Source organism: Streptomyces dryopteridis (assembly GCF_049606955.1).
Lineage (GTDB): Bacteria > Actinomycetota > Actinomycetes > Streptomycetales > Streptomycetaceae > Streptomyces.
In genome coordinates this window covers 2,872,953-2,896,738 of record NZ_CP187113.1, presented here as the reverse complement: position 1 = coordinate 2,896,738, position 23,786 = coordinate 2,872,953, and the positions used below count along the sequence as shown (strand labels likewise).

At 73.1% G+C, this 23,786-nt stretch carries 25 protein-coding genes; 15 read left to right on the top strand and 10 right to left on the bottom strand.

Annotation, left to right across the window (positions count from 1 at the left end; genetic code table 11):
- Nucleotides 1–118 precede the first annotated feature (118 nt).
- Complete coding sequence (locus ACN20G_RS12315; protein ID WP_424212796.1) at nucleotides 119–1,240, bottom strand: lipid II:glycine glycyltransferase FemX; 1,122 nt, start codon at nucleotides 1,238–1,240, stop codon at nucleotides 119–121.
- Nucleotides 1,241–1,415: 175 nt separating this feature from the next.
- Complete coding sequence (locus tag ACN20G_RS12310; protein WP_424212795.1) at nucleotides 1,416–1,730, bottom strand: hypothetical protein; 315 nt, start codon at nucleotides 1,728–1,730, stop codon at nucleotides 1,416–1,418.
- A 250-nt stretch (nucleotides 1,731–1,980) separates the two neighbouring features.
- On the opposite strand from ACN20G_RS12310, the gene rpsF reads away from it, so the two are divergent.
- The 4 genes from rpsF to rplI all read left to right on the top strand — a co-directional run bounded on the left by rpsF (nucleotide 1,981) and on the right by rplI (nucleotide 3,703).
- On the top strand, nucleotides 1,981–2,271 hold the full coding sequence (gene rpsF, locus ACN20G_RS12305; protein ID WP_006604399.1) for a 30S ribosomal protein S6: 291 nt from the start codon (nucleotides 1,981–1,983) through the stop codon (nucleotides 2,269–2,271).
- 73 nt (nucleotides 2,272–2,344) lie between these two features.
- Nucleotides 2,345–2,959 (top strand): single-stranded DNA-binding protein, encoded by a 615-nt coding sequence (locus ACN20G_RS12300; protein ID WP_424212794.1) that lies wholly within the window; start codon nucleotides 2,345–2,347, stop codon nucleotides 2,957–2,959.
- Nucleotides 2,960–3,001: 42 nt separating this feature from the next.
- Nucleotides 3,002–3,238 (top strand): 30S ribosomal protein S18, encoded by a 237-nt coding sequence (rpsR, locus tag ACN20G_RS12295; protein WP_358826448.1) that lies wholly within the window; start codon nucleotides 3,002–3,004, stop codon nucleotides 3,236–3,238.
- 18 nt (nucleotides 3,239–3,256) lie between these two features.
- A complete protein-coding gene (gene rplI / locus ACN20G_RS12290) occupies nucleotides 3,257–3,703 on the top strand; it encodes a 50S ribosomal protein L9 (protein ID WP_424212793.1) in 447 nt (148 codons plus the stop codon).
- Between the two features lie 80 nt (nucleotides 3,704–3,783).
- Here rplI and ACN20G_RS12285 read toward each other — a convergent pair whose 3' ends face one another.
- Nucleotides 3,784–5,121: an MATE family efflux transporter gene (locus ACN20G_RS12285; protein WP_424212792.1), complete on the bottom strand. Its 1,338-nt coding sequence runs from the start codon at nucleotides 5,119–5,121 to the stop codon at nucleotides 3,784–3,786.
- A gap of 433 nt (nucleotides 5,122–5,554) precedes the next feature.
- Between ACN20G_RS12285 and dnaB the strand changes: the two genes are divergently transcribed.
- The 3 genes from dnaB (at nucleotide 5,555) to ACN20G_RS12270 (ending at nucleotide 9,389) form a co-directional block, all read left to right on the top strand.
- Nucleotides 5,555–7,051, top strand: a complete 1,497-nt coding sequence (dnaB, locus tag ACN20G_RS12280; RefSeq protein WP_424212791.1) for a replicative DNA helicase — start codon at nucleotides 5,555–5,557, stop codon at nucleotides 7,049–7,051.
- 41 nt (nucleotides 7,052–7,092) lie between these two features.
- Nucleotides 7,093–7,770, top strand: a complete 678-nt coding sequence (locus tag ACN20G_RS12275; protein ID WP_424212790.1) for an SDR family oxidoreductase — start codon at nucleotides 7,093–7,095, stop codon at nucleotides 7,768–7,770.
- Nucleotides 7,771–7,943: 173 nt separating this feature from the next.
- Nucleotides 7,944–9,389: an FAD-dependent monooxygenase gene (locus ACN20G_RS12270; RefSeq protein WP_424212789.1), complete on the top strand. Its 1,446-nt coding sequence runs from the start codon at nucleotides 7,944–7,946 to the stop codon at nucleotides 9,387–9,389.
- 27 nt (nucleotides 9,390–9,416) lie between these two features.
- On the opposite strand, the gene ACN20G_RS12265 is transcribed toward ACN20G_RS12270, so the two are convergent.
- Nucleotides 9,417–10,220, bottom strand: a complete 804-nt coding sequence (locus ACN20G_RS12265; protein WP_424212788.1) for an NAD(P)H-dependent oxidoreductase — start codon at nucleotides 10,218–10,220, stop codon at nucleotides 9,417–9,419.
- 130 nt (nucleotides 10,221–10,350) lie between these two features.
- Here ACN20G_RS12265 and ACN20G_RS12260 point away from each other — a divergent pair, with 130 nt between their 5' ends.
- Nucleotides 10,351–11,265, top strand: coding sequence for a helix-turn-helix domain-containing protein (locus ACN20G_RS12260; RefSeq protein WP_424212787.1), 915 nt, complete (start codon nucleotides 10,351–10,353; stop codon nucleotides 11,263–11,265).
- Between the two features lie 10 nt (nucleotides 11,266–11,275).
- A complete protein-coding gene (locus tag ACN20G_RS12255; protein ID WP_424212786.1) occupies nucleotides 11,276–12,655 on the top strand; it encodes a serine hydrolase domain-containing protein in 1,380 nt (459 codons plus the stop codon).
- Between the two features lie 31 nt (nucleotides 12,656–12,686).
- On the opposite strand, the gene ACN20G_RS12250 is transcribed toward ACN20G_RS12255, so the two are convergent.
- Complete coding sequence (locus ACN20G_RS12250; RefSeq protein WP_424212785.1) at nucleotides 12,687–13,874, bottom strand: winged helix DNA-binding domain-containing protein; 1,188 nt, start codon at nucleotides 13,872–13,874, stop codon at nucleotides 12,687–12,689.
- Between the two features lie 91 nt (nucleotides 13,875–13,965).
- Complete coding sequence (locus ACN20G_RS12245; RefSeq protein ID WP_424212784.1) at nucleotides 13,966–14,472, bottom strand: N-acetyltransferase family protein; 507 nt, start codon at nucleotides 14,470–14,472, stop codon at nucleotides 13,966–13,968.
- A gap of 253 nt (nucleotides 14,473–14,725) precedes the next feature.
- Between ACN20G_RS12245 and ACN20G_RS12240 the strand changes: the two genes are divergently transcribed.
- Nucleotides 14,726–15,382 (top strand): HAD family hydrolase, encoded by a 657-nt coding sequence (locus ACN20G_RS12240; RefSeq protein ID WP_424212783.1) that lies wholly within the window; start codon nucleotides 14,726–14,728, stop codon nucleotides 15,380–15,382.
- 141 nt (nucleotides 15,383–15,523) lie between these two features.
- On the top strand, nucleotides 15,524–17,284 hold the full coding sequence (locus ACN20G_RS12235) for a globin domain-containing protein (protein ID WP_424212782.1): 1,761 nt from the start codon (nucleotides 15,524–15,526) through the stop codon (nucleotides 17,282–17,284).
- A 24-nt stretch (nucleotides 17,285–17,308) separates the two neighbouring features.
- Here ACN20G_RS12235 and ACN20G_RS12230 read toward each other — a convergent pair whose 3' ends face one another.
- The 3 genes from ACN20G_RS12230 to ACN20G_RS12220 form a co-directional block, all read right to left on the bottom strand.
- Nucleotides 17,309–17,788: an NUDIX domain-containing protein gene (locus ACN20G_RS12230; RefSeq protein ID WP_424212781.1), complete on the bottom strand. Its 480-nt coding sequence runs from the start codon at nucleotides 17,786–17,788 to the stop codon at nucleotides 17,309–17,311.
- A gap of 104 nt (nucleotides 17,789–17,892) precedes the next feature.
- Nucleotides 17,893–19,074, bottom strand: coding sequence for a cystathionine gamma-lyase (locus tag ACN20G_RS12225; RefSeq protein WP_424212780.1), 1,182 nt, complete (start codon nucleotides 19,072–19,074; stop codon nucleotides 17,893–17,895).
- Nucleotides 19,067–19,444 carry a phage holin family protein gene (locus ACN20G_RS12220; protein WP_424212779.1) on the bottom strand — a complete coding sequence of 126 codons (378 nt, stop codon included), beginning with the start codon at nucleotides 19,442–19,444 and terminating at the stop codon, nucleotides 19,067–19,069. The genes ACN20G_RS12225 and ACN20G_RS12220 overlap by 8 nt, the downstream gene beginning before the upstream one ends.
- 116 nt (nucleotides 19,445–19,560) lie before the next feature.
- On the opposite strand from ACN20G_RS12220, the gene ACN20G_RS12215 reads away from it, so the two are divergent.
- The 4 genes from ACN20G_RS12215 to ACN20G_RS12200 all read left to right on the top strand — a co-directional run bounded on the left by ACN20G_RS12215 (nucleotide 19,561) and on the right by ACN20G_RS12200 (nucleotide 21,966).
- The gene (locus ACN20G_RS12215) at nucleotides 19,561–19,878 is read left to right on the top strand and encodes a cupin domain-containing protein (RefSeq protein WP_424212778.1); all 318 of its coding nucleotides are present in this window, start codon (nucleotides 19,561–19,563) and stop codon (nucleotides 19,876–19,878) included.
- A 198-nt stretch (nucleotides 19,879–20,076) separates the two neighbouring features.
- Nucleotides 20,077–20,301, top strand: a complete 225-nt coding sequence (locus ACN20G_RS12210; protein WP_424212777.1) for a DUF5326 family protein — start codon at nucleotides 20,077–20,079, stop codon at nucleotides 20,299–20,301.
- 374 nt (nucleotides 20,302–20,675) lie between these two features.
- The gene (locus tag ACN20G_RS12205) at nucleotides 20,676–21,422 is read left to right on the top strand and encodes an IclR family transcriptional regulator (RefSeq protein WP_424212776.1); all 747 of its coding nucleotides are present in this window, start codon (nucleotides 20,676–20,678) and stop codon (nucleotides 21,420–21,422) included.
- Between the two features lie 97 nt (nucleotides 21,423–21,519).
- Nucleotides 21,520–21,966, top strand: coding sequence for an SsgA family sporulation/cell division regulator (locus tag ACN20G_RS12200; protein ID WP_424212775.1), 447 nt, complete (start codon nucleotides 21,520–21,522; stop codon nucleotides 21,964–21,966).
- A gap of 52 nt (nucleotides 21,967–22,018) precedes the next feature.
- Here ACN20G_RS12200 and ACN20G_RS12195 read toward each other — a convergent pair whose 3' ends face one another.
- Entirely contained in the window at nucleotides 22,019–23,542 is a 1,524-nt protein-coding gene (locus tag ACN20G_RS12195) for a YibE/F family protein (RefSeq protein WP_424212774.1), read from the bottom strand.
- Nucleotides 23,543–23,786 lie beyond the last annotated feature (244 nt).

Below are 23,786 nucleotides of genomic sequence, written 5' to 3'. Positions count from 1 at the left end.
GCCCGAGTGAACCCTCTCTCGCGAGAACCGGGTCCCGCCGCGGTGGCGGTCCCGACCCGACAACTTCTCGATGGACTGCGGGGGCCGCCGGGCCCTGGGGTCCGGCGGCCGTCGCGGATCAGCGCCGGGACATGTACATGTCGAGCGCCTTGTGGAGCAGCTTGTTGAGCGGGAAGTCCCACTCGCCGACGTACTCGACGGCCTCGCCGCCGGTGCCGACCTTGAACTGGATCAGGCCGAACAGGTGGTCGTTCTCGTCCAGCGTGTCGCTGATGCCGCGCAGGTCGTAGACGCTCGCGCCCAGGGCGTAGGCGTCGCGCAGCATCCGCCACTGCATCGCGTTGGACGGGCGCACCTCGCGCTTGTGGTTGGCCGAGGCCCCGTAGGAGTACCAGACGTGCTGGCCCACGGTGATCATGGTCGCGGCGGCCACCGCCTCGCCCTCGTGCACGGCGAAGTACAGGCGCATGCGGTTGGGGTCCTCGGTGTTGAGGGCCGTCCACTGGCGCTGGAAGTAGCTCAGCGGGCGCGGGCGGAACTTGTCGCGGACCGCCGTGATCTCGTACAGGTGCTGCCAGGTGGGCAGGTCCTCGTAGCCGCCCTGGACCACCTCGACGCCGGCCTTCTCGGCCTTCTTGATGTTCCGTCGCCAGAGCTGGTTGAAGCCCTTGAGCACGTCGTCCAACGAGCGGTTGGCGAGCGGCACCTGGAAGACGTAGCGCGGCTGCACGTCGCCGAAGCCGGCCCCGCCGTCCTCGCCCTGCTGCCAGCCCATCCGACGGAGCTTGTCGGAGACCTCGAAGGCGCGCGGCTCGATGTGGCTGGGTTCCACGTCCCGCAGGCGCTTGACCTCGGGGTCCTGGATGCCGGACTTGATGGCGGCCGCGTTCCACTTGCGGATCACCACCGGGGGGCCCATCTTCACCGTGAACGCGCCCTGGGCCTTGAGGTGGGCGAGCATCGGCTCCAGCCACTCGGCCAGGTTGGGCGCGTTCCAGTTGATGACCGGGCCCTCGGGCAGATAGGCCAGGTAGCGCTTGACCTTGGGCAGCTGGCGGTACAGCACCAGCGCCACGCCGACCAGTTGGCCGGTGTTGTTGTCGAACCAGCCGAGGTTCTCCGGACGCCATTCGTTCTTGACGTCGGCCCACGCCGGGACCTGGCAGTGGCTCGCCGAGGGCAGGCTCTGGAGATAGGCCAGATGCTGCTCTCGGCTGATGGTCCTCAGGGACAGGCTCATGCGGGGTGTCTCCTCCGGCGGCTTCGCAGGTATGGCGGGAAGCCTACTGCGACAAGGGCGCCCGGCCCTTGGGGGACGGGCCCCGAAACTCGCGGTCAGAAGGCCGCACGCGGTGTTTCACGTGAAACGTCCGCGAGGGGCCGGGTGGTTCCGCGAGGCCGCCGGAGGAGTTCCCTCAGCCGATCACGCCGCCGAAGAGGCCGCCGTGCGCCATGCCGAGGAAGAAGCCGATGCCCGCTGCCCCTAGGCCGACGATCAACGCGAAGCGCTCGCGCGTGGTCTCGGAGATGAACTGTCCGTAGGCCCCGGTGATGATCCCGAGGAGCCCGGCCCAGGAGCTGATCAGGTGCAGGTGGTGGAAGAAGGCCGTGACGAACGCCACGGCGCCGAGCACGAGGGTGGCCGCCACCAGCGTGTCCTGGACGGGGTGGGGCTTGCCGTCGGTGGCGAAGAGGGAGATCGAGGACTGGGGTCGCAATGCCTGTGCCATCGGAAGGCACCTCCTGGCGGACGCAGCACGGCGCTCGAAACCCCAGGCCGGCGGGGTTGCCGGGCCCGGGTCAGGAGCGCACCCGATGTGTACAGGGTGTGTCCCCCCACGGCCGGATTTCAACCGGAAGGCGGTGACCGGGTACTCTGAACGGTCTGCACCCCTGTCCTGTGACGAGGGTGCGTACGCATCACGACCCTCCTGCCACGGAACGACCGTGGCCGCTGAGTCCAAAGGAGGTGGGTTCCACATGCGTCACTACGAGGTGATGGTCATCCTCGACCCCGATCTGGAGGAGCGCGCTGTCTCCCCCCTGATCGAGAACTTCCTCTCCGTCGTCCGTGAGGGCAACGGAAAGGTCGAGAAGGTCGACACCTGGGGCCGTCGTCGTCTCTCTTACGAGATCAAGAAGAAGCCCGAGGGCATCTACTCGGTCATCGACCTGCAGGCCGAGCCTGCGGTTGTCAAGGAGCTCGACCGCCAGATGAACCTGAACGAGTCGGTCCTCCGGACCAAGGTCCTCCGCCCCGAGACCCACTGAACCTCGGTTCACGGGTTTACGGGTTCCGAGTAGTCACAAGCAGCCAGAAGCAATCCCGCCGAGAGGTTCATCCATGGCAGGCGAGACCGTCATCACGGTCGTCGGCAATCTCGTCGACGACCCCGAGCTGCGCTTCACCCCGGCAGGTGTGCCCGTCGCGAAGTTCCGCGTCGCGTCCACCCCGCGGACCTTCGACCGCCAGACCAACGAGTGGAAGGACGGCGAAAGCCTGTTCCTGACCTGCTCGGTGTGGCGCCAGGCGGCCGAGAACGTCGCGGAGTCCCTGCAGAAGGGGATGCGCGTCGTCGTTCAGGGCCGGCTCCGCCAGCGGTCGTACGACGACAACCAGGGTGTCAAGCGCACGGTCTTCGAGCTGGACGTCGAGGAAGTCGGCCCCAGCCTGCGCAACGCCACGGCCAAGGTCACCCGCACCACCGGTCGCGGTGGCCAGGGCGGCTACGGCGGCGGCGGCCAGCAGCCGGGTGGCGGTGGCGGCGGCTGGGGTGCCCCGGCCGGCGGCGCCCCGCAGGGCGGCGGCTCCGACGACCCCTGGTCGGCGGGCGCTCCGTCCGGCGGCCCGCAGGGCGGCGGCGGTGGCGGCTGGGGCGGAAGCTCCGGCGGCGGCAACGGCGGCGGCTGGGGTGGAAACTCCGGCGGCGGTGGCAGCTCGGACGAGCCGCCCTTCTAGAGGGCGCTCATCCCCACTTCTTGATCACACAGGAGAAACATCATGGCGAAGCCGCCTGTGCGCAAGCCTAAGAAGAAGGTCTGCGCGTTCTGCAAGGACAAGACCGCGTACGTGGACTACAAGGACACGAACATGCTGCGGAAGTACATCTCCGACCGCGGCAAGATCCGTGCCCGCCGCGTGACCGGCAACTGCACGCAGCACCAGCGTGACGTCGCCACGGCCGTCAAGAACAGCCGTGAGATGGCGCTGCTGCCCTACACGTCCACCGCGCGATAAGGAAAGGGTGACCGAACAATGAAGATCATCCTTACCCACGAGGTCTCCGGCCTCGGTGGCGCCGGCGACGTCGTCGAAGTCAAGGACGGCTACGCCCGCAACTACCTGGTCCCGCGCGGTTACGCGATCCGCTGGACCAAGGGTGGCGAGAAGGACGTGGCGCAGATCCGCCGCGCCCGCAAGATCCACGAGATCCAGACCATCGAGCAGGCCAACGAGGTCAAGGCCAAGCTCGAGGCCGTCAAGGTGCGTCTGGCCACCCGTTCGGGTGACGCCGGCCGTCTCTTCGGCTCCGTGACCCCGGCCGACGTGGCCGCGGCGATCGAGGCTTCCGGTGGCCCGAAGATCGACAAGCGTGGCGTCCAGCTGGGCTCCCCGATCAAGACCCTGGGTTCGCACCAGGTCTCCGTGCGTCTGCACGCCGAGGTCTCCGCGAACGTGGCCGTCGAGGTCGTCGCCGCCTGAGCGCGTTGAACGCTTGAAGAGGGCCCGCACCCCCCGGGGTGCGGGCCCTCTTCGCGTCTGTTTCACGTGAAACAGCGGCCTCAGCGGGTGGCTCCGGTGACCAGCCAGCGACCCGAGCGGGCCCGCAGCTGAAGGGTGACCATGCGCACCAGCATCATCAGGGTCATGGCCCACCACAGCGCCGTCAGCCCGCCGCCCATGCTCGGCACGAGCAGGGCGACCGGGGCGAAGACCGCGAGGGTCACCAGCATGGCCCCGGCCAGGTACGGCCCGTCGCCCGCGCCCATCAGCACCCCGTCCAGCACGAAGACGATCCCCGAGACGGGCTGCGAGATCGCCACCACGAGCAGGGCGGGCAGCAGGGCCTCGTGCACGGCGGGGTCCGAGGTGAACAGGGGCACGAACAGCGGCCGGGAGGCCACCACCAGCACCCCCAGCACGATCCCGGTGCCGATCCCCCACTGGACCATCCGTCGGCAGACCGCCTTGGCGCCCTCGGTGTCCCCGGCGCCGAGGTAGCGCCCGATGATGGCCTGCCCCGCCACCGCGATGGCGTCCAGGGCGAAGGCCAGCAGGCTCCACAGCGAGAGCAGGATCTGGTGCGCGGCGATGTCGGCGTCGCCGAGCCCGGCCGCGACGGCGGTGGCGATCATGAGGACGGCGCGCAGCGAGAGGGTGCGGATCAGCAGCGGGGCCCCGGCCTGGGCACAGGCGCGGATGCCCGCGGCGTCCGGGCGCAGCGAGGCGTGGTGCCGGCGGGCCCCGCGCACGACCACCACGAGGTAGGCGGCGGCCATGCCGCACTGCGCGATCACCGTGCCCCAGGCGGAGCCGGCGATGCCGAGGCCGGCGCCGTAGACGAGCAGCACGTTGAGGGCGGCGTTCACGCTGAACCCGCCGATGGCCACGTAGAGGGGCGTGCGGGTGTCCTGGAGGCCGCGGATCACGCCGGTGGCGGCGAGCACCACGAGCATGGCCGGGATGCCGAGGGCGGAGATCCGCAGGTAGGTGACGGCGTACGGCAGGGCCGTGTCGGAGGTCCCGAAGAGTCCGACGAGCCAGGGGGCGGTGGGCAGGACCACGGCGACCACGAGGGCGCCGAGCAGCAGGGCGAGCCAGATGCCGTCCATGCCCTGGCGGATGGCGGCGCCCATGTCCCCGGCGCCGACCCGGCGGGCCACGGCGGCGGTGGTGGCGTAGGCGAGGAAGACGAAGACGCTGACGGCCGTGGTGAGGAGGGCGGCGGCGACGCCGAGCCCCGCGAGCTGCGGCGTGCCGAGGTGTCCGACGACGGCGCTGTCGACCATGACGAAGAGGGGTTCGGCGACGAGGGCGCCGAAGGCGGGGACGGCCAGGGCGAGGATTTCGCGGTCGTGGCGGCGGGGCCCGGTGGCGGGGGTCGGGGGAGCGCTTGTCATGGTCCCCATCCAATCTTCCACAGGTAATGAATGCAACCGTGTCTCAACCCTTACGCACGGCGCGCGGGGGCCGGCGCGCGCGCCCTGATGGCGGCGATCGGGGAGTCTGCTCGGATTATTTTCCGGCGCTCGTCGCGAGATCGGAGTCTTCGCAGGTCAGATGGGGTGTCGTGGGGGTGGCGGTGATTTTGTCCACAGGCTCGTCCCCCGGTCCGTACACAGCTTGGGGGGAGTTACCCACAGGATCGGGCCCGTCATCCACATCTCATCCACACGCCCTGTGGATAACCGGATTGGCTGACGTCGTTCGCGGCTCTACCGTGGGGCGGTGTCCGACGCGCCGAACGGTGCCCGCGGCATCCACATGTCAGAGCCGTGACGTAGAAAGAATGGCACGGCGAGGTCCGCGCAGCGGACGGGAGGAGGCGGCCCGGTGAGCATTCCCGAGCCCATGGACGACCCCTGGGCCGACAGCGGTCCGGGCGATCGTCTGCCCGTGTCCCGCTCGCGGCGGGGCGAGGGCCGAGGTCGGGACGGGGAGCGCCGGGGCGGCCGGGACGGGGACGGCGGCTGGGACGGCGACTCGGGCGGGACGGGCGGCGGCGGCTTCGAGCGGGTGCCCCCGCAGGACCTCGACGCCGAGCAGTCCGTGCTCGGCGGCATGCTGCTGTCCAAGGACGCCATCGCCGACGTGGTCGAGGTGCTCAAGGGCCACGACTTCTACCGGCCCTCGCACGAGACCATCTACCAGGCCATCCTCGACCTGTACGCCAAGGGCGAGCCGGCCGACCCGATCACGGTCGGCGCCGAGCTGACCCGACGCGGCGAGATCGCGAAGGTCGGCGGCTCCTCCTACCTGCACACCCTCGTGCAGTCGGTGCCCACGGCGGCGAACGCCGAGTACTACGCGGAGATCGTCCACGAGCGCGCCGTGCTGCGTCGCCTCGTCGCCGCCGGTACGAAGATCACGCAAATGGGCTATGCCGCCGACGGCGACGTGGACGAGATCGTCAACAGCGCCCAGGCCGAGATCTACGCCGTCACCGAACAGCGCACCTCCGAGGACTACCTGCCGCTGGGCGACATCATGGAGGGCGCCCTCGACGAGATCGAGGCGATCGGTTCGCGCAGCGGCCAGATGTCCGGCGTGCCCACGGGCTTCACCGACCTCGACTCCCTCACCAACGGCCTGCACCCCGGCCAGATGATCGTCATCGCGGCCCGTCCCGCGATGGGCAAGTCCACCCTGGCCCTGGACTTCGCGCGGGCCTGTTCGATCAAGAACAACCTGCCCAGCGTGATCTTCTCGCTCGAAATGGGCCGCAACGAGATCGCGATGCGCCTGCTGTCCGCCGAGGCCCGGGTGGCCCTGCACCACATGCGTTCCGGCACCATGACCGACGACGACTGGACCCGGCTGGCCCGCCGCATGCCCGACGTCTCGGCCGCCCCCCTCTACATCGACGACTCCCCCAACCTGTCGATGATGGAGATCCGCGCCAAATGCCGGCGCCTCAAGCAGCGCCAGGACCTCCAGCTCGTCGTGATCGACTATCTCCAGCTGATGCAGTCCGGCGGCTCCCGCCGGCCCGAGAGCCGGCAGCAGGAGGTCTCCGACATGTCCCGTAACCTCAAGCTCCTCGCCAAGGAGCTGGAGGTCCCGGTGATCGCGCTCTCGCAGCTGAACCGAGGACCCGAACAGCGCACCGACAAGAAGCCGATGGTCTCCGACCTGCGTGAGTCCGGCTCCATCGAGCAGGACGCCGACATGGTCATCCTGCTGCACCGCGAGGACGCCTACGAGAAGGAGTCCCCGCGCGCCGGCGAGGCCGACCTGATCGTCGCCAAGCACCGAAACGGCCCCACGGCCACGATCACGGTGGCCTTCCAGGGCCACTACTCCCGCTTCGTGGACATGGCCAACACCTGATCCGGGTGGGTGGAGGCGGTTGGGCTCACCATTCTTGACCTGTGGGTCAAGAATGGTGCTACTGCAAGACCGCCGTCGTCACCGGAGCGGGCCGGGGCATCGGGCTCGCGAGCGTCCGCACCCTCAGGGCCGAGGGCGTCCGTGTCGTCGGCGCCGCCCGCACCATCACGCCCGAGTTGCGGGAAACCGGCGCGCACACGGTGTCGGCCGACCTGAGCACCGCCGAAGGCGTCGCCCACCTCATGGAGCGTGCCCTCGTCGAACTGGGCGGCATCGACCTGCTGGTGAACAACGTCGGCGGCGGGGACGACGTGGAGCCCGTGGGCTTCCTCGACACCGAGGACTCCCAGTGGATCGGCGCCCTCGACATCAACCTGCTCAGCGCCGTCCGTGCCACCCGCGCCGCGCTGCCCAGCCTGATCGAACGCCGGGGGGCGATCGTCAACGTCTCGTCCGTCAACTCCCGGCTGCCCGCCGCCGGCCCGGTCGCGTACAGCGCGGCCAACCCCGACGGATTCGGGGGCAAGGTGGCGGCCGGAGCCGGGGCGGAGCACGCGGCCTTCCTCCGACGGATCCCGCAGGCGTTCGGGATCACCAGCGGCCGGATCACCGAACCCGAGGAAGTGGCGGCCCTGATCGCGTTCCTGCTCTCCGACGTCGCGGGCAACATCACCGGCGCCGACCACGTCATCGACGGCGGCACCGTGAAGACGCTCTGAGCGGGCGGGGGCGGGGCGGGGAAACGCGAAGGGCGAGGATGCCGGCTCCTCGCCCTGTTCAACTTATAGCCCGTGGGGGGCCTTGCCGCAAGGCCCCTCGGCCGTCGCACAATGACCGACCTGAGCCGCCGGGGGCGGTCGGGATTCGGGTGTGGCGTGGAAAGGGCTGTGGGATGTTCGACGTGATCGTGGTGGGCGGCGGGCCGACCGGGCTGATGCTGGCGGCCGAGCTGCGGTTGGCCGAGGTGCGGGTGCTGGTGCTGGAGCGGCTGACGCGACCCTCCGGGGAGTCCCGGGGTCAGGGGCTGCACGCCCGCAGCGTGGAGATCATGGACCAGCGCGGGCTGCTGGAACGGTTCCGCGCCGAGAGTGCCGAGTTCCGGGTCGGCGGCATGTACGGCGGGGTGCACAAGGAGTGGCCCGCGGGCATGGACACCGGGCACCCGTACGGCCTGGCGAGCCCGCAGCCGGTCACCGAGCGCCTGCTGCGCGATCGGGCCCTGGAACTCGGGGCGGAGCTGCGCTGGGGCGTCGAGGTGCGCGACGTGCGCCAGGACCCGCGGGGGGTGGATGTCGAACTCGCCGACGGCACCCTGCTGCGGACCGCCTGGCTCGTCGGCTGCGACGGGGGACGCAGCACCGTCCGCAAGGCCGTCGGCATCGACTTTCCCGGCGAGCCCGCCCGGGTGGAGACCCTCCTCGGCGAGATGGAGGTCACCGAGGACCCGGCGAAGGTGGCCGCCGTGGTGGAGGAGGTGCGCCGCACCGAGCTGCGCTTCGGCCTCGCCCCCGACGCGGGCGGGGAGGCGGGCCTGTACCGGGTGATCGTGCCCGCCGACGGGGTCGCCGAGGACCGGAGCACCCCGCCGACCCTGGAGGAGTTCCGCGAGCGCCTGCGGGCCGTGGCCGGCACCGACTTCGGCGTCCACTCCCCCCGCTGGCTCTCCCGGTTCGGGGACGCGACCCGGCAGGCCGAGCGCTACCGCCTCGGCCGGGTGCTGCTCGCCGGCGACGCCGCCCACGTGCACCCGCCCACCGGCGGCCAGGGCCTCAACATCGGCGTGCAGGATGCCTTCAACCTGGGCTGGAAGCTGGCCGCGACGGTGCGCGGGTGGGCCCCCGAGGGGCTGCTCGACACCTACCACGCCGAACGGCACCCGGTCGGCGCCGCCGTGCTCGCCAACACCCGCGCGCAGATGACCCTGTTGGGCACCGAGCCCGGCGCGGTCGCGCTGCGCGGGCTGCTGGCGCGGTTGATGGAGTTCGAGGAGGTCAACCGGCACCTGACCGGGATCATCACCGCACTCGACGTCCGCTACGAGGTGCCCGGCGCCGATCACCCGCTGCTCGGGCGCCGGTTGCGCGACCTGCCGCTGCGCGAGGGGCGGCTGTACGAGCGGACGCGCACGGGCCGGGGCCTGCTCGTGGACCGGACCGGTGGGCACGCGCCGACCGGCTGGACGGACCGGGTCGACCACCTCGTGGACCCCGAGGTGGACATCGAGGCGCCGGCGGTGCTGCTGCGGCCCGACGGGCACGTGGTCTGGGTCGCCGGCGCGCAGGACGCGCCCGGCCCCGAGGCGGCGCTCACCACCTGGTTCGGGTCGCCCCTGGCCTGAGACCCCTGGCTTGGGACCCGGGCCCGGTCAGGCCCGCCGGTGCAGGGCGAGCCCGCCGGCGCCCGGGGTCCCGCGGCCCGGGAGCAACCGCATGTCGTGGTCGTAGTGCTCCTCGTCGAGGGGCAGGTACGGCAGCACGGGGTCTCCGAACAGGCCGTCGAGGCGGGCCGCGTACGCGGCCCGCACCTCGGCGAACCGCTCCGGGTCGAGACCGTGGCTGCCGTACACGCCGAAGGGTTCGAGCGGGGCCATGCCGGTGAACCAGAACACGCCGTGCTGGATCGGGTGCAGGAGCTCCGTGAGCGGGCCGTGCACCCCCCGGTCGGAGAGGGCGCCCTCGCGGGAGCCGGACACGCTCACCAGCAGGGCCCGCCGGCCGCCGAGCGCGGACCCGGCGGTGTAGGGGGCGGGCAGCGCGGGGCCGTGGGCGAAACCGGGGGTGAACACCCGGTCCAGCCAGCCCTTCAGGATCGCGGGCACCCCGAACCACCAGAGCGGGAACTGCAGCACGACGGCGTCGGCCCAGCGGATCTTCTCCTGCTCGGCCAGGACGTCGGCCGGCAGCCTTCCCTCGGCCTGGGCGCGGGTCTGGGCGTCGAGGAGGACGAGCGGCTCTCCGTCCGGGTGCGCGGGGAAGTCCTCGGCGTCGAGGACCGGCTTCCACTTCATCGCGTGCAGGTCCGAGGTGCGCACCTCGTGCCCGAGGCCGCGCAGGTGCTCCTCGGCGAACGCGGAGAGGGTGGAGGTGAGGGAACGGGGCTCGGGGTGGGCGGTGACGAGGAGGACGCGGCGGGGCCGGTCGCCCCCGGGAGCGGTGGTGTGCTGGGTCATGGCACCACTCTCGTGCGGTGCGCGCGAAACAGCCGGCGCCCCCTCTCACCGACGGACCGCCGATCCTGGTACCCGTGGGTCCCCCCTCATACTGGGAGGCGAGAGACGGGGGTCGGGGATGGACGGGACGATGGGGGAGACGGCGCCGCCGGCGGTGCTGCGGCCCGCGTTGGGCGGGTTCCTCGCGGCGCGGCGGGGCCGGGTCTCGCCGGCGGAGGTCGGGATCCCGGCGGGTGCCCGCCGGCGGGTGCCGGGGCTGCGGCGCGAGGAGTTGGCCCAACTGGCCGGCATCAGCGTGGACTACTACGTGCGGCTCGAACAGGGCCGGGCCAACGCCCCCTCCGACGAGGTGTTGACCGCGCTCGCCCGGGCCCTGCGCCTGGACGCGTCCGAGCGCCGGCACCTGGAGACCCTGGCCGGGGCGCGCCGGGCCGAGCCGCCCCTGCCCCACGTCCCCGAGGTGCTGCGGCGGTTGTTGGAGGCCGCGGACCCGCTGCCGGCCTTCGTGACCGACCACCGGGTGGAGTTGATGGCCTGGAACGCGGCGGGCGGGGAGCTGTTGGGGCGTCCGGGGGAGGGTGGCCGAGACACCAACGACGCCCGGTTCGTCTTCCTCGATCCGGCCGCGCGGGAGGTGTACGCGGATTGGGAGGCGCGGGCCCGCGAGGTGGTGGGCCTGTTGCAGGTGGCGGCCGGGCGGTTCCCGCGCGACGCCGAGCTGATCGCGTTGATCGACGTGTTGGCGGCGGGCAGCGGGGAGTTCCGCGACCGGTGGGCCTCCGGCGAGGTGATGATGTGCGGAGCGGGGCGCCGGCGCTTCCGACACCCGGTGGCCGGGGAGCTGGCGCTGGACTGGCAGAGCCTGCGGGTGCCGACGGTCGCCGACGCCACGGGCCCGGCGCTGCACGTGTTCGCGCCCGTCGGGGAGACGGACGCGGCGTGGGAGCGGCTGACCGAGCTGGTGCGGGAGCGCGGGGGCGCGGGCGGATTCGGTGGCGCGGCGCGGGGGTTCGAGGCGCGGGGGGTGGCGGCGCGGGGGTCGTAGCATCGGGATCATGGACACGGACCGGTACGCGCGCGAACTCCTGCCCGGGACCCTGCGGTCCCTGGACCACCGGCTGGCCACGGCCCAGGCAGAGGGGCGGGCCCCCTCGGTGTCGGCGGCGGTGGCCCGGGGCGGCCGTCCGCTGTGGACGGGCGGGGTGGGCGAGGAGGCCGGGGCCCGGGTGCGTTACCGGGTCGGCTCCATCACGAAGGTGTTCACGGCGGTGCTGGTGCGCCGGCTGTGGGACGAGGGCCTGATCTCCCCGGAGGACCCGATCGGCCGTCACGTGCCGGAGGCGGGCCCGGTGGCCGGGGCGGCCACGATCGCCTCCCTGCTCTCGCACACGGCCGGACTGGGCGCGGAGACCCCCGGGCCGTGGTGGGAGCGGTCGGAGGCCGGGCACCACCCGGACCTCGCGGCCGTGCTCGGCCCGGATCCGGCGCGGACCGGGGCCCGGGGCCGGTTCCACTACTCCAACACCGGCTACACCCTGCTCGGTGCGCTGGTCACGGCGGTGCGCGGACGGCCCTGGATCGAGTCGCTCACGGCGGAGGTGCTGGAGCCGCTGGGGCTGCGCGACACCTCGTACGGGCCGGTGGAGCCGTACGCGCGGGGCTGGGCGGTGCACCCCTGGGCGGACGTGGTACAGCCCGAACGGGTCGAGGACCTCGGGCTGATGGCCCCGGCCGGGCAGCTGTGGTCCTCCGTCACCGACCTGGTCCGCTTCGGACACTTCCTGGCGCACGGTCAGGAGGGCGTGTTGGCGCTCGAGTCGGTGCGGGCGATGGCCCTGTCGGCGGCCCCGGCCGACGCCTGGGGCCCGGACGGCTCCTACGGGCTCGGGCTGCAACTGTTGCGGGTCGGCGGCCGGCAGTGGATCGGGCACACCGGGTCCCTGCCCGGGTACGTGGCCGGGCTGTGGATCGATCCCGCCCAGGACCTGGTGGGGGTGGCCCTCGCGAACTGCACCTCCGGGCTGCCGGCGGCGACCCTGGCGGCCGAGCTGATGGGCCGCGTGATCGAGGCCGAACCCGCCTTCCCGGCGCCCTGGCGACCGGCGGAGGTGCCGCCGGCGGCGCTGGAACTCGCCGGGGTCTGGTACTGGGGGACGGCGGCCCACACCCTGCGGGCCCTGGCCGGCGGGGCCCTGGAGCTGGCGCCGGTCGGCGGGGCGGGCCGGGCGGCCCGGTTCCGGCCGGCGGCGGACGGGACCTGGACCGGCGAATCCGGCTACCACGCCTACGAGACCCTGCGGGCGGTGCGGGCCGCCGACGGGACGGTCGGGCACCTCGACGTGGCCTCGTTCGTGTTCACCCGCGCCCCCTACGATCCGGCGGCCCCGGTGCCCGGTGGCGTCGACCCGCGCGGTTGGGGCGCCGGACGGGCCTGAGGGCCGCCGGGCGGCGCGGGGGGTCGGAGGTTCAGGCCGTGAGTTCGCGTTCCAGGGGGGTGCGGAAGCGGGGGGTCACCCGGACCGGGCCGAGCCAGTCGCCCAAGCGCTCCGCCTCCCGGTCCACCGCCGCCCGCGCCCGGGTGTCGAGGTCGGCGAGGGCCCGCCACACCACCGTCCCGTCGGCGCGCTGCGCCCAGCCGCCGACGACCGCGCCGTTCCACCACACCGTGGGCCCGATGTTGCCCGCCCGGTCGAAGAGGGCCGGCCGGTGCGCGGGGTCGAGGTGGAAGGAGCGGTCGGCCCAGCCCATGGCGCTCGGGTCCAGGGCGGGCAGCAGGGCCGCCCACGGTTCGGGGGTGGTCTCGGGGCCGGTGTCACCGGGCAGCACGAGGGCGGTGGAGCCGTCGTCGAGCCGGACCTCCTCGGCGTCCACGGCGGCCAGCGCGGCCCGCACCTGGGTCAGGGTCCACCCCGTCCACCAGGCCAGGTCCCGTTCCGAGGCCGGTCCGTAGGCGTACAGCCAGCGTCGGGCCAGTTCGGCGCGGGCCCCGGCCTCGGGGAGCTCCGGCCAGGGCTCGGCGCGGGTCCACCGGAACTGGCTGGAGACCCACGAGCCCACGGGCCGGTCACGACGGATCCGGCCCTCGGCGGCCAGCACCCGCAGCACCCGCGAGGCCACCCCGGTGGTGGTCTCCCACTTCTTGCCCCGGTCGTAGGTGAACTTGCGCCGCAGCTCGGGCAGGGCGGCGGACAGGGCCCCGCCGGTGCTGGGGCCGCCCGCGTCCAGGGCGGCGAGGGTGGCCTCGGTGACCTCGGCCAGCCAGGCCGCGTCCATGCCCGCACCGTCCTCCGCGAGGTGCTTGAGCAGCCCGGCCCGCTCCTTGGCCGCGATCCGCCGGCCGGTGGAGGAGTCAACGAAGGGGGCGAACTCGGTGGAGAACGCGAACAGGGTGCGGCGCATGCACAGCGCCCGCACCACCTCGACCTCCTCGTACAGGGCCCGCTCGATGCCCGCCGGGCTCGCGTCCGCCCGGGTGGGATCGAGCCGGGCGCGGGCGGAGAGGAAGACGGTGGCGGCGTCCGTGGCGTGCAGGGCCACCACCGCGTCGGCGGCCCCGGCGAGCCGGTCCGCACCGGTGCCGGGGGCCAGACGGTGGCGCCGGCCGAGCCGGGCCCGGCGGTCGGCGACGGTCACGAGGGGAAGGCTGCGGCTCATGCGCGGATGGTACGACCGGCCGCCGACATCGGACGGGCGCCCGGGCCGGTGACGGGGCGGGGCCGGCGGGGCCAGGGCTGCCGGGCCGGGATCAGAGCTTGAGCTTGAAGCCGAGGTGGGAGCCGGTGAAGCCGAGCCGCTCGTAGAAGCGGTGCGCGTCCACCCGGGACTTGTCGGAGGTCAGCTGCACCACCGCGCAGCCCTCGGCGCGGCTCTTCTCCACGGCCCAGGCGATGAACCGGCTGCCCAGACCGTTGCCGCGCTCGTCGGCGTGCACGCGGACGCCTTCGATCAGGCCCCGGGTGGTGCCCTTCAGGGAGAGTCCGGGGATCACCGTGAGCTGGAGGGTGCCCACGACGCGGCCGGCGCGTTCGGCGACCACGAGGTGCTGGTTCGGGTCGGCGGCCAGGGCGAGGAAGGCGCGGCGGTAGGGGGCGAGGTCGCTGGGGTCCTCACGACTCGCCCCGAGGGTGTCGTCGGCCAGCATCGCGACGACGGCGGGCAGGTCCGCCTCGACGGCCGGGCGGATGAGGAGCTCGTCCTCGCCGGGGGTGGGGGAGGCGTCGGGGGTGGGGAGGGGGCCGGGGGCGGTGCTCACGTGCGGTCCTTTCTCGGCCCCGTCCGGGCACGGCACGGGGCGCTCACAGCTCTTGGGACCCACCCTCGTGCACGATCCCGGCCCGGCCAAGGGGTTCCCGGTGTCCGATGTTTCACGTGAAACGCGCGGCGTGTTTCACGTGAAACAGGCCCCTGTTTCACGTGAAACAGGGGTCCGGGGGTGCGCGGCGAGCCGCTGTTTCACGTGAAACAGGGCGGCCCACGGGCGCGGAGGCGTACTAGCGTCTGCGGGCATGACCCGATTGCACCTCTTCGACCTCGACGGCACGCTGATCCGTGATTCCGCGGCCCCGGTGGAGATCTCCCGACAGCTCGGCCTCGAAAGGGAGATCGTCGCTCTGGAGCGGGCCTTCTCCGCCGGCCTGCCGCCCGCCGAGTTCGCCCGGGAGCTGTACGCGCTGTGGAGCGGGCTGACGGCGGAGCACGTGCGAACCGCCTTCGACGGCGCGCCCTGGCTGCTCGGGATCCGTGAGGTCTGGCGGGAGATCCGCGCCCGGGGCGAGCACTGCGCGGTGGTCTCCCTCTCGCCCTCCTTCTTCGTGGAGTTGCTGCTGGACTGGGGGGCCGACGCCGCCCACGGCTCGGTGTTCCCGGCGCCGCCCTTCGGCGTCCCCGTCGTCCCCCTGGACCCCGCCGGACTCCTGACCCCGGCGGGCAAGGTCGTGGTCGCCGATCGGCTCTGCGCGCGCTTCGGCCTCACCCGAAAGGATTGCGTGGCGTACGGCGATTCGAACACCGACGAAGCCCTGTTCGCGGCCGTCCCGATCTCCGTCGCGGTCAACGCCAGACCCTGGATCGCGGCCCGCGCCACCCACGTCTACCAGGGCGAAGACCTCCGGGACGCCTTCGCCCTCGTCCCCGGGACCGGCCCGGGGAACGCGGCATCCTAGGGGCTCCCCCGGGGCCGGGCGCGGGTTTCGCCCAATTCCCACGGGGGCTCGCGACGGGCCGGCATATTGCGGTTTCCCCGACCGAGGGCCGAGTCCCCGGCGGAGTGCAGACCGACCGAGATGTTCGAAGCGAGGCACCGCATGGACGCTCCGCCCGTCAAGCCGGCCAGACGCAAGGACCGGATACCCCTGGTGGGCCGCGCGACCGGCGGGGGCAACCCCGCCCCCGCGCCGGCATCCGTTCCCCTCCTCCACACCGTCCCGCCGTCCTCCCCCACCACGCCCCCCACCGGCGTCACCATCCCGATCCGGCTGCCGGCCCTGCCCCCTCTGGCCGCCTCCGGCCCGACCGCCCTCCCCGTGCCCGCGGCCGAGCCGGCCCCGACCCCGATCCAGGCCGCGGCCCCGCCCTCTGTGCCGGTACCGGTCGAGACGCGGCCGATCCCGCCCATGCCCACCGCCCCGCCGACCGTGCCGGCCGCGCCCGACCCCGTGCCCCCGGCCGCGCCCGGGCCCGTGCCGCAGCCCGCGCCCGCGGCCGAGTGGGCCGCTCCCGAGTGGCACACCGTGCCGGTGCCCCGCCCCGGGGTCTGGCCCGCGCCCGCCCCCGTCGCCGAACAGGCCCCGGCCACCCTGCACTTGGCCGTCGTCACCGAGCACCCCGAGGCCGAGCACGGCCCCGAGCCCGTCACCCCGGCCCCCGCACCGGCCGCCCCCGCGCCGCCCGCGCCGGCCCCCGAACCCGCCCCCGCAGCGGCTCCCGTCGCGGCCGGGACGGTGGCGGAGCCCTCCGCCGACGCCGTGCTGATCCGTCGCACCCTCGCCGAGATCGCCCCCACCGCCGACCGGGTCACCTCGTACTTCTACGCCCTGCTCTTCACCGAGCACCCGAACCTGCGGGCCATGTTCCCCGCCGCCATGGACGTCCAGCGAGACCGGCTGCTGACCGCCCTGCTCACGGCCGCCGAGCACATCGACAACCCGGAGGTGCTCGTCCCCTACCTGCGCCGCCTGGGCAGCGGACACCGCAAGTACGGCACCCGCTCCGAGCACTACCCGGCCGTCGGCGAGGCCCTCGTCGGGGCCCTGTCCCGGCACGCGGCGGAGGTCTGGGGGCCGGAGACCGAGGCGGCCTGGGTCCGCGCCTACACGCTGATCTCGCAGACGATGATCGACGCGGCGGCCGAATCGGAGCGCACCGCCCCCGCCTGGTGGCAGGGCGAGGTGGTCTCCCACGAGCTGCGCACCCGGGACATCGCGGTGCTCACCGTCCGCCCCGACCAGCCCTACCCCTTCCTCGCGGGCCAGTACACGAGCCTGGAGACCCCGTGGTGGCCGCGGGTGTGGCGGAACTACTCCTTCGCCTCCGCCCCGCGCGCCGACGGCCTGCTCTCGTTCCACGTGAAGGCCGTGCCGGCGGGCTGGGTCTCCACCGCGTTGGTCCGGCACGCCCGCCCCGGCGACGTGCTGCGGCTGGGCCCGCCGGCCGGCTCGATGGTGGTGGACCACAGCACCGACAACGGGATGCTGTGCCTGGGCGGCGGTACCGGCATCGCCCCGATCAAGGCCCTGATCGAGGACGTGGCCGAGCACGGCGAACGGCGTCCCATGGAGGTGTTCTTCGGCGCCCGCACCGACGGCGACCTGTACGTGAAGGACACCCTGCTCGGGCTCCAGCGCTCGCACCCCTGGCTGTCGGTGCGCCCCGTGGTCTGCGAGGGGCTGGTGGGGCAACTGCCGCAGGCGGCGGGCGAGCACGGGCCGTGGCACGCCTACGACGCGTTCGTCTCGGGGCCCCCCGCGATGATCCGCGACGAGGTGGCCGCCCTGAAGCGGATCGGGATCCCGGGGGACCGGATCCGCTTCGACGAGTTCGACGAGGTGCTCGGGCGCGCGGGCTGAGACCGGCCGGGCCGGGGGACGGGGTCAGCCCAGGTCGGGGGCGTGCATGGCCCGCACCCCTTCGATGTTCCCGTCGAGGTAGTGGCGCAGGGACAGCGGCACCAGGTGCACGGCGGCGATCCCGACCCGGCTGAACGGGACCCGGACGATCTCGTACTCGCCCACGGGCTCGTCCACCTCGGGCCCGTGCCGGCGCGAGGGGTCCATGGACTCCAGCCGGCAGACGAAGAAGTGCTGCACCTTGCAGCCGGTCACCCCGCCCGCCTCGATGTGCTCCACCGTGTCCACGAAGCAGGGCACGACGTCGGTGATCTTCGCGCCGAGTTCCTCGTCCACCTCCCGGTGCAGGGCGTCGACGACGGTGGCGTCTTCCGGTTCCACCCCGCCGCCGGGGGTGAGCCAGTACGGGTCCACCCCGGGGCGGGTGCGTTTGATGAGGATGAGGTCGGCACCGTCGAGCAGGATGGCGCGCGCGGTGCGTTTGACCACGGGACGTTCGGTCATGGGAGAAGAGTGGCCCAGCGCTCCGCTTCCGAAACGTGCCGGGGCCGCCCGGCCGGTCAGGGAGGCCCCGGGCGCCTTCCCCGACCCGACCGGCGGGCCCCCGCTCACGCCGGAGCCGCTCCCGGGGCGGCCGCGCCGGCGCCTGCCTCGTCCAGCGCCCGCAGCACGTCCGCGACCAGGTCCGCCGTGTCCTCGGCGCCGGCCGAGAACCGGATGAAGCCCTCCGGCACCGCGTCCCCGCCCCACCGGCCCCGCCGCTCGGCCGTGGAGCGCACCCCGCCGAAGCTGGTCGCGTCCTCCACCAGCCGCAGCGCCGCCATGAACCGCTCGGCCGTCGCCCGGTCCGCCAGGGTGAAGGAGACGATCGGCCCCGGCCCGCGCATCTGCCGGCTCGCCAAGGGGTACGCGGGGTCCCCGACCAGACCGGGCTGGCGCAGCCCTGTGACCTCCGGCCGGTCGGACAGGGCCCGGGCCACCGCCACCGCGTTCTCCCAGCTCCGCCGCACCCGCAGGTCCAGGGTGGCCAGGGACCGGTGCGCGAGCCATGCCTCCATCGGGCCGGGGATCGCGCCCACGACCTTGCGCCAACGCCGCACCGAGTCCGCGAGCAGCGGATCGCGGCAGGTGACGTAGCCGAGCAGCAGGTCCCCGTGGCCGGTCAGCCCCTTGGTGCCGCTGGCCACGGAGAAGTCCGCGCCCAGCGCCAGGGGCCGCTGGCCCAGCGGCGTGGCCAGGGTGTTGTCCACGGCGACCAGGGCGCCCTCGGCGTGCGCCGCGTCCGCGAGGGCCCGCACGTCGCACACGTCCAACCCGGGGTTGGAGGGGGTCTCGATCCACAGCAGCCGGGCCCCGGAGCCGGCCAGCGGCCCGAGCTGGGCCCCGTCCCGGGTGGGCGCGGTGCGCACCTCGACCCCGTACGCGGCCAGTTGCTCCCGCAGCAGCGGCAGCGCCTGGTAGCCGTCGTCGGGGAGGACCACGGTGTCCCCGGCGCGGGTCTGCGACAACAGCACGGCCGATATCGCGGCCATGCCGGAGGCGAACACCACCGTCTGCGCCCGCTCGTCCCCCGGTGCCTCCAGTTCGCTGATCGCGTTCTCCAGGAGGGTCCAGGTGGGGTTGGTGTCCCGGCCGTAGGTGTAGGGGCCGGAGACCTCGCCGGGGAGGTGGAAGTGGGCGGCGAAGACCGGGCCGGGCAGGGTGGGTTCGTTCTTGACGGGCTCCGGCAGGCCCGCGCGGACGGCCCGGGTGCCGTCCCCGATCGGGGCGCCGGCGCGGGGCTCAGTCACGGTCGGGCAGGGCCGCGTTCACGGCCCAGGAGACGACGGAGACGATCAGGCCGCCGATGAGCGCGGCCCAGAAGCCGTCCACGTGGAAGGCGAGGTCGAGCTTGTCGGCCAGCCACGAGGTGAGCAGCAGCATCAGGGCGTTCACGACCAGGGTGAACAGGCCCAGGGTGAGGAGGAAGAGAGGGAAGGACAGCAGCTTCACCACCGGCTTGACGACCAGGTTCACCAGTCCGAAGACCAGCGCGACCAGGATCAGGGTGATGGTCTTGCGGCCGGTGTCGGCGCCGGTGAGGGTGATCCCGGCGACGAGCCAGACCGCGACGGCCAGGGCCGCCGCGTTGGCGACCGTCTTGATCAGGAAATTCGTCATACCCACGATCGTGGCAGAGAAGATCGTGGTGGGGCATCGCCGGCACGGCCGATGCCGCGTCCCTCGGGACGCCGGAACGAGAGCGCGATCGGGCGCGAGAAGACGGACAGGATCAGATGAAGGCATTTCGGTTGGACGAGCTCGACGCCGAGCGGGCCGCGAACGACGGCGCGTACCTGCGGTTCCTGCGGGAGCGGAACATGTCGGCGGGGTTGTACGCGCTCCCGGCGGGGGCGACGGACCCGCAGCGGCCGCAGCCGCAGGACGCGCTGTTCTTCGTCGTGAGCGGGCGGGCCTCGCTCACGGTCGGCGAGGAGACCACCGTGGTGGCCCGGGGCGGTGTGGTGCACGTGCCGGGCGGGGTGCCGCGCAGGTTCCACCACATCACCGAGGACCTGCGGGTCATGGTGGTGTTCTCGCCGCCGGAGGGCTGAGGAACCCCGAGGCCCGAGGGCCTTCGACCCCCGTGTCCCCTAGGGGTCGGATCAGGGACGGACGGGGGCTCGCGGGCCCCCGCGGGACCCGTCCGGCTCCTAGAGTCGAAGACAACAGGGACCCGGTGGGGACCGCCGAGGGCGGGCGCCGCGCACGAGGTCGTGGAGCTTGTCGAGCGTGGGGAAGAGGAGCGGGCGATGGACCAGATCCGAGAGGTTTTCGCGGGACTGCCGTGGTGGGTCAAGTGGGTCGCCATTCCGCTGGTCGCCCTCTTCGTGTTCGGCGGGGTCATCACCTCGATCCTCAGCACCCTCGTCGGCATCGTCTTCAAGGTGCTGCTGTTCGTGGGCCTGGTCGCCGGTCTGATCTGGCTGGTGAAGAGGTTCGGCGGCGGCGGCAAGTCCTCCACCGACAAGTGGTGAGGCCGATGTGACGGGTGGGGCCCCTGCGGGGGTACCCACCCGTTCGTCGTTCCGGCCCCGTCCCGGCCCCGTTTCCGGCCCGGACCGGAGCGGACGAGGACCCCGCGCGGCGGGGCGTTGCGCCGCCCGGGGGAACGTGCCCCGGCGGACCCCGCTTCGGCGGCGAGGCGGCCGATACAGTGCTGAACCGTGTCGCCCTTGGGCGCCGACCCCACTTCCGGAGCCCCGTGTGACCCGCCGCGCTCCGAGGGTCGCGCGTGTGGGCTCGTGATCCAGGACGGCGGCAGCGCGGGCCCGGTCGAGTGCCGGAGCAGTGCCCGCGGCCCTTCGCCACGCCTGGGGGTGAGGTTTTGCCGACGGTCCGCAACACCGCCGTGCCGACACTGATCGGGTCCGTGCAACGGGCCCTGCGCCTGCTGGAGGCGGTGGGTTCGCACCGCGAGGGCGCACCGGCCAAACAGCTCGCCCGGGAGGCGGGCCTGTCCCTGCCGACCGCCTACCACCTGCTGCGCACCCTCACCCACGAGGGCTATCTGCGGCGCGAGGCCGGGGTGTTCGTGCTCGGTCCGGCGGCCCGCCGGCTGGCCGACGGTGGGGTGGAGCAGAAACGTCGCACCATGATCCTCGACTCGCTCGCCCACTTCCGCGACGTGGTGGGCGCCCCGGTCTACTTCGCCCTCTACCGGTACGGGGAGATCGAGGTCGTCGGCGTCTCCGACACCCTCGCCGCCCCGGCCGTCCGCGAATGGGCCGATTTCCGCGCCACCGGGCACGCGCACGCGATCGGCCAGTGTCTGATCGGCCAATTGGACGACGAGGCCCGCCGCGACCACCTCGCCCGGCACCCGGTGGGGAAGGTCACCCCGTACACGGTAGGCGACCGGCGGGAGTTGGAGGAGCGGTTCGCGGCCCAGGGGCGGATGGAACCGGTCACGGAGCGTCAGGAGTACGCCCTGGGCACGGTGTGCGCGGCCATCCCCATCACGGTCGGAAACACCGCAGCGACCTTGGCCATTTCCCTCCCCTCCGACCGTGCCGATCGTTTGCCGTCTGCAATCGATCGACTACGGAATGAAGTAGGCACGCTGATGAGCACCCTCTCGTTCTCTATCAGTATCTGAAAACTCACTGCTTGTGATCCGCTAGCACTTCCACCACTCTTGTCAAGAGGGCTCTGGGGGATCGTTCCTGGCCACTTTCACGACAGCGGGGTATCAGATGCGGGAAACGGTGCAGGCAGAGGTCATGATGAGCTTCCTCGTCTCGGAGGAGCTCGCGTTCCGGATTCCGGTGGAGTTGCGCTACGACGCGTGTGATCCGTACGCGGTGCGCCTCACCTTCCACCTTCCCGGGGACGCCCCCGTGACCTGGGCCTTCGGGCGGGAACTCCTCCTCGACGGGATCAACCGGCCCTGTGGGGACGGGGACGTGCGGATCGAGCCCACCGACCCCGAGGACCTGTCCGACGTGCACATCCGGCTCCAGGTCGGCGGGGACCGGGCCCTTTTCCGGGCCGGCGCGGCCCCCCTCGTGGCCTTCCTCGACCGCACCGACCGGCTCGTCCCGTTGGGACAGGAGCGCAGCCGGGGCGATTTCGAGAGCCACCTCGACGAGGCGCTGGAGCGGATCCTGTCGGGCCGTCAGAACGAGCGCAACGCGGGCTGATCCGCGCGAGGGGAACGGGCCGGGGTCCACGACGGACCCCGGCCCGACGCGTTCAGCGCTTGCGCCGCCGGCCTCGCCCGGCCCGGGGCGCGGACCCGGCGCCCGCGGCGCCCGCCGCCCCGCCGGCCCCGGCACCGGCCGCGGCCGGCTCGGGACGGTCCGCCGAGACCACGATCGCGGCCAGCGCGGTGGTCACCGGCACCGAGGCCACCAGACCGATCGAGCCCACCAGGGTGCGCACGATCTCCTCCGCCACCAGCTCGCTGTTGGCCACCGTGCCCATGCTGCTGTTCGCGATCGAGAACAGCAGCAGCAGCGGCAGGGCCGCGCCCGCGTACGCCAGCACCAGGGTGTTGACCACCGAGGCGATGTGGTCCCGGCCGATCCGGATGCCCGCCCGGTACAGGGCCCGGGGCCCCATCGAGGGGTCGGCCTGGTGCAGCTCCCACACGGCGGAGGTCTGGGTGACCGTCACGTCGTCGAGCACGCCGAGGGAGCCGATGATGACCCCGGCGAGCAGCAGGCCGCTCATGTCGATGTCCGGGTACAGGCCGTGGATCAGGCCCGTGTTGTCGTCGGTGTTGCCGCTGAGGAAGGCCCAGCCGATGAACCACGAGCCCAGCAGGCCGATCAGCAGCAGCGAGACCAGGGTGCCCAACACCGCCACCGAGGTGCGCGCCGTCAACCCGTGGCACATGTAGAGCGCGATCAGCATGATGGCGCTGGCCCCGACCACGGCCACCACCAGCGGGTTCGAGCCCTGGAGGATGGCGGGCAGGATGAACAGGCTCAGCACCCCGAAGCTCACCGCGAGCGCTACCAGCGCGAACACCCCGCGCATCCGGCCGACCAGGACCACCGCGAGCGCGAAGATGCCGGCGAGCAGCGCGAGCGGGAACTTCCGGTTCACGTCGATCACCGAGTACTGCAGGTCGCGCGGGGCGTCCGGGGCGTACGCGACGACGATCTCCTGCTGGTCGTTCAACTGGCGCGGGGCGCCGGGCTGGACGATCTCGCCGAACTTGCGGCCCTTGTCCGGGCCGGTGGTCACCTCGATGGTGGCCTTCTTGCAGTCCTGCTTCCCCTTCGCCGCCTTCGTCGGCTCCCCGGCGCCGCCGGTGCCCCCGGGACCGTCCACGGGGACCTGCGCGGCGTTCACGGACGCACAGTCCACGGTGACCAGTTCGACCACCTTCCCCTGCTGGGTCTGTCGGTCGAAGCCCACCCCGGTGCGCTCGTGCCCCGGGGTGCCGCCGGGCCACAGCGCGATCATGCCGACGAGGACCGCGCCCGCGAAGGGGATCAGCACGGCGGCGATCACCTTGCGCAGGTGCCGGGAGACCGGGGCGGCCGGGCCGTGGTGATGGCTGTGCCCGTGGCCGCCGTGGCCGCCGGACGCGGGGGGTGGGCCGCCGTGACCGGCGTGCTCGTGACCCGCGTGCGCGTGGGCCCCGTGTTCGTGGCCGGGGTGCGCGGGTTCCGTGCCGTGGGGGTCGGCGTGCGGATTGCCGTGCGGATCGCCGTGCGGGTGCCCGTACCCGGGCATCGCGGGACCGGTGGGGCCGTTGGGGGGCATGGGGGGGCCGGGGTACGGCGGTGGCATGTGGCCCGGGTGTTGCTCATGGGGCCGGGGCGGCTGCTGGGGCGGTCCGGAGTGACCGGTGTGGCCGGTGGTGCCCTGGCCGTGGTCCGGCCGGCCGTGCTGGGGGCGTCCGGAGGGGTCTGAGGGGGGCGGGGGCGAGGAGCTCACCGGTCGATCATCGCAAGAGTTGAGGGGGCCCACTGGTCAGCGCGCCACGGGTGACGCTAGCGTGGGGGCA